Below are 12,364 nucleotides of genomic sequence, written 5' to 3'. Positions count from 1 at the left end.
CCGAATTCTGCAATAAGCCTGCCCCGTGCGCCCGGTGGCTCGGGCGTGGCAGGCTCAGCCTGAAGGCTATTTTATGTTGCAGTATTCTGCGGAGAAAGTAACAGATCAGTTACAGAAAAGCATAACAGTTACGCATTTGGCGGCGGAAGGCGCTTGATGATCTGCGCCGGGTTGCCGCCGACAACGGTACTGGCGGGGACGTCTTTAGTGACCACCGCTCCGGACGCGATGACCGCATTATCGCCAATGGTCACCCCGGGATTGATCACCGCCCGACCGCCAATCCACACATTGTGGCCAATGGTCACCGGTTTGCCATATTCCTGGCCGCTGTTTCGGGCCTCAGCATCCAGCGGATGGGTGGCGGTATAGATATGGACGCCCGGGGCCAGCATGCAGTTATCGCCAATATGGATAGGGCAGACGTCCAGCATCACGCAGTCAAAATTGGCGTAAAAACCGGCGCCGAGAAAGATATTGTAGCCGTAGTCGCAGCGAAAGCTTGGCTCGATATACGCATCGCCAGCGCGACCGAGCAGCTCGGCGAGAATACGCTGACGTTCTTCCTGTGCATCCGGGGCGGAATGATTATAACGGTGCAGCAGCTGTCTGGCGCGCAGACGATCGGCGCGTAGCGTTGGGTCGCCAGATAAATAGAGCTCACCGGCGATCATTTTGCGTTTTTCTTCACTCATTGGTCTTCCTTATACCTGACGTTAGATGGCCGCAGCAGTATAAAAAAGAAACCGGTTACAGGTTTGCTGTTGGCTAAATGATGTGATGACTATCACAAAGATACCCTGCTGAGGCTGGCGATTACCGTCCGGTCAGCAGACCGCGTCGGGCGCGGTAATTAGCGGATAAATTTCCAGACGGACGTCGGGATCTTATCGTACAGCTTATTCATGGTCAGTTCAGCCAGACGATGATCGGCGGCTGAGTAAAATACCGCCAGCTCATTATCAGAAAGTTCATATTTGTTTTTTTCAATGACGCGCTCCAGCGTGTCAATTGTCTGGCAACGGCGTAAGCGCATCAAATAGTCTGTTTTAGTTAATGGCTTATCAGACATAATTCCACCTTTTGATTGTAATAATCCTAACACGAAAGACTGGCCGGATTTTCCCGGCTGGCGTTGACAAAACAACGAAATAACCGATTACCGGATTTTTTCCACTTTTGCAAATCCGTAGAGTTAATGCCGTAGTTACTGAACAACGTAAATGTATCGTCCAGATATTCGTCAACCTGAGCGATCAGCTTATTATCCTCAGCGTACTTAATTTTATAATTAAGGGCGAATGTGGCAATGTGCTCGATCAGTTCATTTAACTGGAGATTGACAGCCGATGTCGGGTCGTTGACCCAGCCATGGTTGCTCTCTTCCAGGTTTGCAAGGCAGTCATGATACAGCGTTTCGCAGAGAAAGCGTAGTTGTGCGATATCATGTCTTTTTGGCGAGTATTCGTCCATAACGCATCCCCTTTTGAGTGGTTTAAACGACGACTAACAAACACCGTTGTGGGATGAACACGACTAACTGACCTGACACTAACTGAGTAATCCTGCTGATTTAACTATAATCCACTCTCCAACAGATTTCATCGTGCTATTACGAAAAATTACAATTATCAGAGAGAAATTATCTTAAAAATAGACGAATTAAATTCTCCGGCCCGGGCGCGCAGCCTGAAAAATAGAGATGTCTTATCAATCATTGGCTTAAGGCAGGCAGTCGTCGCGTTCAGAAACCGCCGGCCGTGATGATATTAGGATTATTCCTGGTAAATGAGTGTAAGAAGATCCTAAGGGCTAAACAGCGTGATAGATATAGCCGGGAACACATCGATATATATTAAATGCAGCGCGAAAAATAAACAATGGCAATATGTGCCCTGTGGGTAATGATCAAAAAAAGGGCCGCAGTAGCGGCCCTTTGTTCATCAGTGCAGATTAATGATGCTCAACCTGATGGCTGTGCTCAATATCTTCCGATTTCTTACTAAAGCGGCGTCGCACCACCACAAAGAACACCGGCACGAAGAAGATTGCCAGGATCGTCGCGGTCACCATCCCGCCCATTACGCCTGTACCTACGGCGTTCTGCGCACCGGAGCCCGCTCCGGAGCTGATAACCAGCGGCATAACCCCAAGGATAAACGCCAGGGAGGTCATCAGGATCGGACGCAGACGCATACGTACCGCTTCAAGCGTCGCCTCAATCAGCCCTTTGCCCTCTTTCTCCATCAGGTCTTTGGCGAATTCAACGATCAGTATCGCGTTCTTCGCCGACAGGCCGATGGTGGTCAACAGGCCGACCTGGAAGTAAACGTCATTGGTTAAACCGCGGAAGGTGGCGGCTAACAGCGCGCCGACCACACCCAACGGTACGACCAGCATGACCGAGAACGGAATCGACCAGCTCTCATACAGCGCTGCCAGACACAGGAAGACGACAATCAGCGAGATGGCATACAGGGCAGGGGCCTGGTTACCGGACAGCCGCTCCTGATAAGACATCCCGGTCCAGTCGTAGCCAATACCCGACGGCAGTTTACCCGCCAGCTCTTCCATCAGGCTCATCGCCTCACCGGTACTCTTGCCTGGCGCTGCCTGGCCAAGAATTTCCATTGATGGCAGACCGTTGTAGCGTTCCAGACGCGGCGAACCGTATTCCCAACGCGAGGTGGAGAAGGCGGAGAACGGCACCATCTGGCCATCACTGCCGCGAACATACCACTTGCCGATGTCTTCCGGCAGCATACGGTATTTCGCTTCGGACATGATGTACACTTTCTTCACGCGGCCGCGGTCGATAAAGTCGTTGACATAGCTTCCGCCCCAGGCGGCGCCCAGCGTGGTGTTAATGTCGCTGATGGAGACGCCCAGCGCCTGGGCTTTTTCCTGATCGATATCGACTTTGAACTGCGGTGTATCTTCCAGACCGTTAGGACGCACGCCGGTCAGCACGTCAGGATGCTGCGCCACCATGCCAAACAGCTGGTTACGTGCCTGGGTCAGTTTTTCGTGTCCCAGGCCGCCCTGGTCAATCAGCTGGAAGTCAAAGCCGGTCGCGGTACCCAGTTCAACGATAGCCGGCAGGTTAAAGGCGAAGACCATCGCGTCTTTAATCTGCGAGAAATAGCCCATCGCCCGACCGGTGATCGCTTCAACTTTGTTTTCGTCGCCTGGACGCTGACTCCAGTCTTTCAGCGAGACGAACGCGATACCGGTGTTCTGGCCGCGGCCGGCGAAGCCGAAGCCGTTAACCGCAAACACGGATTCCACGTTGTCCTTCTCTTTGGTGAGATAGTAATTCGTCATCTCATCCAGCACTTTCTGCGTGCGCTCCTGGGTGGCGCCGGCAGGCAGCTGGGCCATACTCAGGAACACCCCCTGGTCTTCGTCCGGCAGGAACGAGCTCGGCAGACGAACGAACAGCCACGCCATACCCACCACGATGATCAGATACAGCACCAGATAACGACCGGTGCTGCGCAGAATGTTGCCTACGCTGTCGGTGTAATGGTGCGTGCTCTTATCGAACATGCGGTTAAACCAGCCGAAGAAACCCGTGGTCGCGCCATGGCTGCCTTTCTGAATAGGCTTCAGCATCGTGGCGCACAGCGCCGGCGTCAGGATCAGCGCGACCAGCACCGATAGCGCCATCGCGGAAACGATGGTGATGGAGAACTGGCGATAGATGGCCCCGGTTGAGCCGCCGAAGAACGCCATCGGGATAAATACCGCCGACAGCACCATGGCGATACCTACCAGCGCGCCCTGAATCTGCCCCATCGATTTACGCGTCGCTTCTTTCGGCGGCAGGCCTTCTTCGGCCATGACGCGCTCGACGTTCTCGACCACCACGATGGCGTCATCCACCAGCAGGCCGATGGCGAGCACCATCCCGAACATCGTCAGGGTGTTTATCGAGAAGCCAAACGCCGCCAGCACCGCGAAGGTCCCTAACAGGACCACCGGCACCGCGATGGTCGGGATCAGGGTGGCGCGGAAGTTCTGCAGGAACAGATACATCACCAGGAAGACCAGGATGATCGCTTCCACCAGCGTTTTAACCACTTCGTGAATAGAGATTTTCACGAACGGGGTGGTGTCATACGGGTAAACGATTTTCATCCCCGACGGGAAAAACGGCTCCATCTTCGCCAGTTCAGCGCGGATCGCGTTGGCGGTATCCAGCGCGTTCGCGCCGGTAGCCAGTTTAATACCCAGACCGGACGCAGGCTGGCCGTTATACTTCGCCACCACGTCATAGCTTTCGCCACCCAGTTCAATTTTGGCGACATCACGCAGACGAACCTGGGAACCATCCTGGTTCACCTTCAGCAGAATGTTGCCAAACTCTTCCGTATTAGTCAGACGCGTCTGCGCGACGATGGAGGCGTTGAGCTGCTGGCCTTTCACCGGCGGCGTACCGCCTAACTGACCAGCGGCTACCTGGGCGTTCTGCGCTTTCAGCGCGCTGATCACGTCCACCGGCGTGAGCTGGAAGTTATTCAGTTTATTCGGATCCATCCAGATACGCATCGCGTACTGGGAACCGAACAGCTGAACGTCGCCGACGCCGCTGGTACGGCTGATCGGGTCCTTCATGTTGGCCGCCACGTAGTCCGAAATGTCGTCCTGGTTCATGGTGCCGTTGGTGTTAATGACGCCGACAACCATCAGGAAGCTGCTGGACGCTTTCTCAACGCTGATCCCTTGCTGCTGTACTTCTTGCGGCAGCAGAGGGGTGGCCAGGGCCAGCTTGTTCTGAACCTGAACCTGGGCGATGTCCGGATCGGTACCGGATTCGAAGGTCAGGGTGATGGTCGCCGTACCGGTGGAGTCGCCATTCGAGGACATGTACATCAGGTGATCGATACCGTTCATATTCTGTTCGATAACCTGAGTCACGGTGTTCTGCACGGTTTCGGCGTCAGCACCGGGGTACATGGCGGTAATGGAAATTGCTGGCGGCGCAATCGTCGGATATTGCGCCACCGGCAATTTGAGGATCGATAATCCCCCAGCCAGCATGATGATGATGGCGATCACCCATGCAAATATGGGGCGATCGATAAAGAAATTAGGCATGTCTTAACGGCTCCTGTTTAAGTTAAGACTTGGTTTGTTCTGATGGCGCGTTGCCTGCGGCTTGCTGTTTATCATCAGAAGCTACTTCCTGCGCTTTTACCTGCACGCCTGGTTTGATTTTTTGCAGGCCGGTGACGATAACGCGATCGCCGGATTTCAGACCGTCAGTGACCAGCCATTTATCGCCAATCGCTTGAGAAGCAGTGACCTGGCGGACTTCGACCTTATCGCCTTCACCCACTACCATGACGCTGGCGTCACCGCGCGGCGTACGGGTCACGCCCTGTTGCGGCACCAGCAGGGCGTCAGGGTTAACCCCTTCTTCCAGACGCGCGCGGACAAACATCCCCGGTAACAGGGTGTGATCCGGGTTGGGGAAAATGGCGCGCAGCGTGATAGAACCGGTGGTCTGGTCGACGGTCACATCCGAGAACTCCAGGGTGCCGGACTGCGGATACTTAAGACCGTCGTTAGTCACCAGCTCCACTTTCGCTTTACCGTTTTCCTGTTTCAGACGGCCATCGGCCAGCTCCTGTTTCAGGCGCAGGAAATCATTGCTCGACTGGGTGACGTCAACATAGATCGGATCCAGCTGCTGAACGGTTGCCAGAGCGGTTGACTGACCATTCTGCACCAGCGCCCCTTCGGTCACCGCGGATTTACCAATGCGGCCGCTGATCGGCGAGGTGACTTTGGTGTAGGCCAGATTGATGCGCGCGGTTTCCACGGCCGCTTTCGCCGCGACTACGGCCGCATTGCTCTGCTGCGCCGTCGCGACGGCGGTATCGTAGTCTTGTTGACTGATATACTTAGTGCCTAACAGTTTCTGATAACGCTTGACCGTCAGTTGATCCATGTTTGCCGCCGCCTGGGCTTTTGCCAGGTCGCCTTTGGCGCTGTCATAGCTGGCCTGATAGGTGGCTGGATCGATCTGATACAGGGAGACGCCGGCCTGGATATCGCTACCTTCGACGAAGTTACGTTTCAAAATAATGCCACTGACCTGAGGGCGGACTTCCGCAATGCGATAGGCGCTGGTGCGGCCTGGCAGTTCGGTGGTCATTTGTAGAGGTGCGGATTTGAGCGTCACAATACCGACTTCCGGCATGTGCTGGGCTCCCTGTTGAGCCGGTTTATCGTCACATCCTGTTAGCGCTAAGCTGCCTGAGAGCATCAGAACGACCGCCAGAGGCGTTAACCCTCTGTTTTTGTTCATATGTAAACCTCGAGTGTCCAATTTCAAAATGTTCAGTGGCTCAAACAACCACAAACCCACTACAGTCTTTCTATTATGGTCGTGCTATGGTACATACATTCACAAATGTATGTAAACGTAACCTCTGTAAAGTCATTAACCTATGGCACGAAAAACCAAACAACAGGCACGTGAAACCCGGCAACTGATTCTGGATGTTGCTCTGCGTCTGTTTTCGCAGCAAGGCGTATCATCTACCTCGTTGGCAACAATTGCAAAAGCTGCGGGTGTAACGAGGGGGGCTATCTACTGGCATTTCAAGAATAAATCAGATTTATTCAACGAAATTTGGGAGCTGTCAGACGCCAGTATTAGCGATCTCGAAATTGAGTATCGGGCAAAATTCCCTAACGATCCACTCTCAGTTATCAGGGAGATATTAGTCTATGTTCTTGAAGCGACGGTGACAGAGGAGCGCCGTCGGTTGATGATGGAGATTATCTTCCATAAGTGCGAATTCGTCGGTGAAATGACCGTGGTGCAGCAGGCCCAGCGGCAGTTATCCCTGGCGAGCTACGAGCGCATTGAGCAGACCTTGAAAGAGTGCATCGCCGCGAAGCTGTTGCCCGCCAATTTACTCACCCGGCGAGCGGCGATTTTAATGCGCAGCTATCTTTCCGGCCTGATGGAGAACTGGCTGTTTGCCCCCGACTCGTTCGACCTGCATGCGGAAGCGCGCGACTATGTTGCCATCCTGCTGGAGATGTATCAGTTCTGCCCCACGCTGCGCGGCCCGGAGAACCTGTCAGCGTAAACGTCGCGCGCGGAGGGACGTGAATTTTTAGCGCCGTCCGCCGCTATTCGCCAGCGATGAGAAGTGTTATTCTTCGCGCTTGCGACGACCCCCGGTATTCTCCGGCATTTGCATTCATTCATATTAACTATGCTGCACACGATCTCCAGGCAACGCGCCACGTTCATCTTTATCATTATACTGCTCTGTTTTATTGGCCTTTTCAGTCCAGTTCAGGGCCGCGCCGCGGACCTCCCTGACCGGGCGGAGGTGCAGAGTCAGCTCAATACCTTAAACAAGCAAAAAGAACTGACTCCGCAGGATAAACTGGTCCAGCAGGATTTGACCCAGACCCTGGAAACGCTGGATAAAATCGATCGCATCAAGAGCGAGACGACGCAGCTCCGCCAGCAGGTCGAGCAAGCCCCGGCGAAGCTGCGCCAGGCGGTGGACAGCCTTAACAATCTGAGCGATGTCCCGAACGACGACGCGACGCGCAAAACGCTAAGCACGCTCTCCCTGCGTCAGCTGGAATCACGCGTCACCCAAACGCTGGACGATCTGCAGAATGCGCAAAACGATCTGGCGACCTACAACAGCCAGTTGGTTTCCCTGCAAACGCAGCCGGAACGCGTGCAAAATGCGATGTACAAAGCCTCCCAGCAGCTGCAGCAGATCCGCAATCGTCTGAATGGCACCTCGGTGGGGGATGAGACTCTGCGTCCGACCCAGCAGGTGCTGCTGCAGGCCCAGCAGGCGTTGCTTAACGCGCAGATCGAGCAGCAGCGCAAGAGCCTCGAAGGCAATACGGTGCTGCAGGATACCCTGCAGAAGCAGCGTGACTACGTCACCGCCTGGAGCAACCGGCTGGAGCATCAGCTGCAGCTGCTGCAGGAGGCGGTGAACAGCAAGCGGCTGACGCTGACTGAGAAAACCGCCCAGGAGGCGGTCACGCCCGACGAAACGGCGCGTATTCAGGCCAACCCGCTGGTCAAGCAGGAGCTGGATATCAACCACCAGCTGAGCGAGAAGCTGATTCAGGCGACGGAGAACGGCAACCAGCTGGTGCAGCGCAATATTCAGGTGAAGAACTGGCTCGACCGCGCCCTGCAGTCTGAGCGGGATATTAAAGAGCAAATTTCCGTGCTCAAGGGCAGCCTGCTGCTGTCGCGCATTCTCTACCAGCAGCAGCAGACGCTGCCGTCGGCGGATGAGCTGCAGGATATGACCAATCGCATTGCCGATCTGCGGCTCGAACAGTTCGAGGTGAATCAGAAACGCGACGCGCTGTTCCAGAGCGATGCCTATGTCGCTAAGCTGGAAGAGGGGCACAGCGCTGAAGTAAACGATGAAGTGCACGCCGCGCTGCTGGAAGTGATCGACATGCGCCGGGAGCTGCTCGACCAGTTCAATAAACAGCTGGGGAATCAGCTGATGATGGCCATCAACCTGCAGATCAACCAGCAGCAGCTGATGAGCGTCTCGAGCAGCCTGAAAGAAATTCTAACCCAGCAAATTTTCTGGGTGAACAGCAATAAACCGATGGACTGGGAGTGGATTAAGGCCTTCCCGGAAGCGCTGAAAGGTCAGTTTAAGGCGATGAAAATCACCGTGAACTGGGAAAAAGCGTGGCCGGCGGTGTTTGTCGCTTTTCTTGCCGGATTACCGCTGCTGCTGATTGCCGGCCTGATCCGCTGGCGTTTGCAGTGGCTCAAGGATTATCAGGCAAAGCTTGCTTCCCAGGTAGGCCAGCTGCGCAATGATACCCAACTGCATACGCCGAAGGCGATCCTTATCGACCTGATCCGCGCCTTACCGGTGGTGCTGGTGATTCTGGCGATTGGCCTGATCTTACTCACCATGCAGCTCAATATCAGTGCTCTGCTGTGGGCGTACAGTAAAAAGCTGGCGATGTTCTGGCTGGTGTTTGGCCTGTGCTGGAAAGTGCTGGAAAAGAACGGCGTTGCGGTCAGCCACTTTAATATGCCGGCGCAATTGACCAGCCATTGGCGGCGGCAGATTGTTCGCGTCAGCCTGGCGCTGCTGCCGCTGAATTTCTGGTCGGTGATTTCCGAGCTGTCGCCGCTGAACCTGATGGACGACGTGCTGGGGCAGCTGGTGATTTTCTTCAACTTACTGCTGATAGCGGTGCTGGTCTGGCCGATGTGCCGGGAAAGCTGGCGCGATAAAGAGTCGCACAGCCTGCGCCTGCTGACGATCACAGTGCTGTCTATCGTTCCGGTGGCCCTGATGGTGCTAACGGCGACCGGCTACTTCTACACCACGCTGCGCCTGGCGGGACGTTGGATCGAGACCGTCTATCTGGTCATGATCTGGAACCTGCTGTACCAGACTGTACTGCGCGGCCTGAGCGTGGCGGCGCGGCGCATCGCCTGGCGCCGGGCGCTGGCGCGCCGTCAGCATCTGGTGAAGGAGGGCGCGGAAGGCGCCGAGCCGCAGGAGGAGCCGACTATCGCCCTCGAGCAGGTCAACCAGCAGACGTTACGCATCACCATGCTGGTGATGATCGCGCTGTTCGCGGTCATGTTCTGGGCGATTTGGTCGGATTTGATCACCGTTTTCGCCTACCTCGACAGCATTACCCTCTGGCATTACAACGGCACCGAGGCAGGGGCCAGCGTGGTGCGCAGCGTCACGATGGGCAGCCTGCTGTTTGCCATTGTGGCGTCGATGGTTGCCTGGGCGCTGATCCGCAACCTGCCGGGGCTGCTGGAGGTGCTGGTCCTCTCGCGGCTCAACATGCGCCAGGGGACTTCCTACGCCATCACCACCATTCTTAACTATGCGATTATCGCCATCGGGGCGATGACGGTATTCGGGTCGCTGGGCGTCTCATGGGATAAACTGCAGTGGCTGGCGGCCGCGCTGTCGGTTGGTTTAGGTTTTGGTCTGCAGGAGATCTTCGGTAACTTCGTATCCGGCCTGATTATTCTGTTCGAACGTCCGGTGCGCATTGGGGATACGGTGACTATCGGCACCTTCTCCGGTACGGTAAGCAAAATCCGTATTCGCGCCACCACCATCACCGACTTCGATCGCAAAGAGGTGATCATCCCGAACAAGGCGTTCGTTACCGAGCGCTTGATCAACTGGTCGCTCTCCGACACCGTGACCCGCGTGGTGATCCGCCTCGGCGTCGCCTACGGTTCCGATCTGGATAAGGTGAAGGAGGTGCTGCTGAAGGTCGCGCACGATCATCCGAAAGTGATGCAGGAGCCAGCGCCAGCGGTCTTCTTCACCACCTTCGGGGCCAGTACCCTGGATCATGAACTGCGTCTGTATGTCCGTGAACTGCGCGATCGCAGCTACACGGTGGATGAGCTCAACCGCGCCATCGACCGTCTGTGCCGGGAGAATGACATCAACATTGCCTTTAACCAGCTGGAAGTCCATCTGCGAAATGAAAAGGGCGACGAGGTCACGGAAGTGAAGCGGGACGGAAAGGGTGACGATTTAGCGCCCTCCGTCGCGTCTTAACTGAAAAGGGGCGGCGCAAAGCCGCCCCTGCTGCATCAGGGCGTCAGCGCGGCGAGCTCTTCGTCGCTAAGCCCGGTGAGTTCCCGCACGATTTGACGTTCGAGGCCGCGCGCCAGCATTCTGGCGGCGATGCTGCGAGTGGCTTCCTGTTCGCCCTCCTGCTGCCCCTGTTTACGGCCTTTCTCTTCCAGCCATTCGGCAATGGTCATCATCAGCTCCTTATGTCTGGGCGACTGCGCCGCCAGCGCGCGGATCAGCGCCCCCGGATGTTCCGTGGTACCCGCCTGCAACATATAGCGCAGCAGCGTATTTAACTGCGCTTCTGTCAGATAGCCTTGCGTCATCAGCGCAATCAGCGGCACCTGCAGCTCGGCCAGATCGCGATGGCGGATATGCTTTTGCAACAGCTCCAGCATGGCCATACGCCGATGACGGACGATCTGATTATCTGGCATAACGGTGAGGTCCACCAGCGGAAAATCACCGCTATAGAGCGCCTTCGCCAGCGCCGGTTCGGCGAATAGCTGTTGCCAGTTGCGGGGCCAGGGCCAGGGGCTGACCTTGCCGTGATAAAACAGAATTGGCACCACCAGCGGCAGCGTGTCGTGGCCAGCGTCCAGATGACGCTGCATGGCGGCCAGCGCGTAGCGCAGCAGGCGAAACGCCATCAGCTTGTCCGGGGTACTCTGGTGCTCAATCAGCGCGTAAACATAGCCCGGTCCGTGGCGGGTGCGCAGTGAGTAAAGGATATCGGAATAGCTGGCGCACAGGTCCTCTTCAACAAAGCTACCGGAGACCAGCTGCAGTGAATCCAGCTCGCAAATTGCCAGAAACGGCGCGGGCAGATACAGCTGCAGGAAATCCTTCGCCACCGCCTGATGCATCAGCATCTGGCGAGAAACCGCATCGTGCGGGGTTTGACTGACCTTTTCCATCAATATTGCCTCCATCGGCGTCATGCGCAGAGGACCACTCTGCCAGCACGTCGTCGTGGGCAACATCTTACTTCTGCGGCGTTTGCGAGGCGCTTTCCGCGTTTTTTAACTTGTTTGCATAATCCCGCCTGACAATTTCCAGCGCGTCCAGCACCGTTTGCGCCGGGATCTGATGCGACTCCAGCAACATGATTAAATCGACGGCCAGTTTGACCTCATCGGGGGCATTTTCCAGCGACATCAGACTCTCCTGTTAGCGCGTCAGCCGCGCCAGTACGTTTTCAATCTTGTCCAGCGCCTGTCTACAGCGCGCCAGCCGCCCGCTGTAGACCTCGACTTCGCTGGCCAGCCGCTGCTGCTCGTCAAGGCTGGTAGCCTGCGTCAGCTGGCGCTGGCGTTGGTCGCGCATCGCCAGCAGGCGGCGCTCATACTCCTGATGCTGCAGGCGACGGCGCTGCCAGCGGCTCAGCGTTGGCGAGGCATAGTCCCAACTGCGCAGCGACCAGGTGGCGGTTTCGCGACGCAGCGCGGCGATTTGCGCCGCCAGCCGCTCGGCGATCCAGGCTACCTGCGGCAGCTGCTGGCGCTCGACGGCCTGGCGGAGCTGGCTGAAGTTGTGTTGGGCTTCCGCCAGATAGGCCTGCATCAGCGTGCTGCGGGTGTGGAAGAGCTGGCGGTCAAAGCGCGGGCTGAGGGTCGCGTGCTCCGCCAGCGGCGCCACCAGCGCGGCCAGCTCGCTGAGCTGATTGTTCAGCGTTTGTAAAAGTTGAGCTGTTTTCACCCGCCCCCTCCATTTTCCATCAGCCAACTGTGCTACAGTAGCCGTATCTGTTTGATAACGAT

The 12,364-nt window shown here is 56.3% G+C and carries 11 protein-coding genes; 3 read left to right on the top strand and 8 right to left on the bottom strand.

The window, feature by feature from the left end; translation table 11 throughout:
* Nucleotides 1–25: 25 nt before the first annotated feature.
* Nucleotides 26–157, top strand: a complete 132-nt coding sequence (locus ABLV04_RS24920; RefSeq protein ID WP_032428629.1) for a hypothetical protein — start codon at nt 26–28, stop codon at nt 155–157.
* Here the strand turns inward: ABLV04_RS24920 and maa are convergent.
* The 5 genes from maa to acrA all read right to left on the bottom strand — a co-directional run bounded on the left by maa (nt 129) and on the right by acrA (nt 6,316).
* On the bottom strand, nt 129–695 hold the full coding sequence (maa, locus tag ABLV04_RS24915) for a maltose O-acetyltransferase (RefSeq protein ID WP_023288643.1): 567 nt from the start codon (nt 693–695) through the stop codon (nt 129–131). The genes ABLV04_RS24920 and maa overlap by 29 nt on opposite strands.
* A gap of 158 nt (nt 696–853) precedes the next feature.
* Complete coding sequence (locus ABLV04_RS24910) at nt 854–1,072, bottom strand: HHA domain-containing protein (RefSeq protein WP_002892050.1); 219 nt, start codon at nt 1,070–1,072, stop codon at nt 854–856.
* 26 nt (nt 1,073–1,098) lie between these two features.
* Entirely contained in the window at nt 1,099–1,473 is a 375-nt protein-coding gene (gene tomB, locus ABLV04_RS24905; RefSeq protein ID WP_002892066.1) for an Hha toxicity modulator TomB, read from the bottom strand.
* Between the two features lie 480 nt (nt 1,474–1,953).
* Nucleotides 1,954–5,100, bottom strand: a complete 3,147-nt coding sequence (acrB, locus tag ABLV04_RS24900; protein WP_023288644.1) for a multidrug efflux RND transporter permease subunit AcrB — start codon at nt 5,098–5,100, stop codon at nt 1,954–1,956.
* A gap of 22 nt (nt 5,101–5,122) precedes the next feature.
* Nucleotides 5,123–6,316: a multidrug efflux RND transporter periplasmic adaptor subunit AcrA gene (gene acrA, locus ABLV04_RS24895; protein WP_023288645.1), complete on the bottom strand. Its 1,194-nt coding sequence runs from the start codon at nt 6,314–6,316 to the stop codon at nt 5,123–5,125.
* Nucleotides 6,317–6,458: 142 nt separating this feature from the next.
* On the opposite strand from acrA, the gene acrR reads away from it, so the two are divergent.
* The gene (gene acrR, locus ABLV04_RS24890) at nt 6,459–7,109 is read left to right on the top strand and encodes a multidrug efflux transporter transcriptional repressor AcrR (protein WP_023288646.1); all 651 of its coding nucleotides are present in this window, start codon (nt 6,459–6,461) and stop codon (nt 7,107–7,109) included.
* 129 nt (nt 7,110–7,238) lie between these two features.
* Nucleotides 7,239–10,586: a mechanosensitive channel MscK gene (gene mscK, locus ABLV04_RS24885; protein WP_044521298.1), complete on the top strand. Its 3,348-nt coding sequence runs from the start codon at nt 7,239–7,241 to the stop codon at nt 10,584–10,586.
* A gap of 35 nt (nt 10,587–10,621) precedes the next feature.
* Here mscK and ABLV04_RS24880 read toward each other — a convergent pair whose 3' ends face one another.
* The 3 genes from ABLV04_RS24880 to priC form a co-directional block, all read right to left on the bottom strand.
* The gene (locus ABLV04_RS24880) at nt 10,622–11,521 is read right to left on the bottom strand and encodes an Rpn family recombination-promoting nuclease/putative transposase (RefSeq protein WP_348816261.1); all 900 of its coding nucleotides are present in this window, start codon (nt 11,519–11,521) and stop codon (nt 10,622–10,624) included.
* Nucleotides 11,522–11,588: 67 nt separating this feature from the next.
* The gene (gene rsmS / locus ABLV04_RS24875) at nt 11,589–11,762 is read right to left on the bottom strand and encodes a pleiotropic regulatory protein RsmS (protein WP_004204742.1); all 174 of its coding nucleotides are present in this window, start codon (nt 11,760–11,762) and stop codon (nt 11,589–11,591) included.
* Nucleotides 11,763–11,774: 12 nt separating this feature from the next.
* The gene (gene priC, locus ABLV04_RS24870; protein WP_180266065.1) at nt 11,775–12,302 is read right to left on the bottom strand and encodes a primosomal replication protein N''; all 528 of its coding nucleotides are present in this window, start codon (nt 12,300–12,302) and stop codon (nt 11,775–11,777) included.
* Nucleotides 12,303–12,364: the final 62 nt, after the last annotated feature.

The organism is Klebsiella sp. JN_Kp127 (assembly GCF_040062505.1).
In the GTDB taxonomy this organism is placed as follows: domain Bacteria; phylum Pseudomonadota; class Gammaproteobacteria; order Enterobacterales; family Enterobacteriaceae; genus Klebsiella; species Klebsiella quasipneumoniae.
This window is presented reverse-complemented; position numbering and strand designations above follow the sequence as displayed.

Excerpts from the sequence above, each read along its gene's own strand:
- ABLV04_RS24910 (WP_002892050.1), bottom strand. The coding sequence starts at position 1,072 with ATGTCTGATAAGCCATTAACTAAAACAGACTATTTGATGCGCTTACGC.
- mscK (WP_044521298.1), top strand. The coding sequence starts at position 7,239 with ATGCTGCACACGATCTCCAGGCAACGCGCCACGTTCATCTTTATCATT.
- maa (WP_023288643.1), bottom strand. The coding sequence starts at position 695 with ATGAGTGAAGAAAAACGCAAAATGATCGCCGGTGAGCTCTATTTATCT.
- tomB (WP_002892066.1), bottom strand. The coding sequence starts at position 1,473 with ATGGACGAATACTCGCCAAAAAGACATGATATCGCACAACTACGCTTT.
- acrA (WP_023288645.1), bottom strand. The coding sequence starts at position 6,316 with ATGAACAAAAACAGAGGGTTAACGCCTCTGGCGGTCGTTCTGATGCTC.
- acrB (WP_023288644.1), bottom strand. The coding sequence starts at position 5,100 with ATGCCTAATTTCTTTATCGATCGCCCCATATTTGCATGGGTGATCGCC.
- acrR (WP_023288646.1), top strand. The coding sequence starts at position 6,459 with ATGGCACGAAAAACCAAACAACAGGCACGTGAAACCCGGCAACTGATT.
- ABLV04_RS24880 (WP_348816261.1), bottom strand. The coding sequence starts at position 11,521 with ATGGAAAAGGTCAGTCAAACCCCGCACGATGCGGTTTCTCGCCAGATG.
- rsmS (WP_004204742.1), bottom strand. The coding sequence starts at position 11,762 with ATGTCGCTGGAAAATGCCCCCGATGAGGTCAAACTGGCCGTCGATTTA.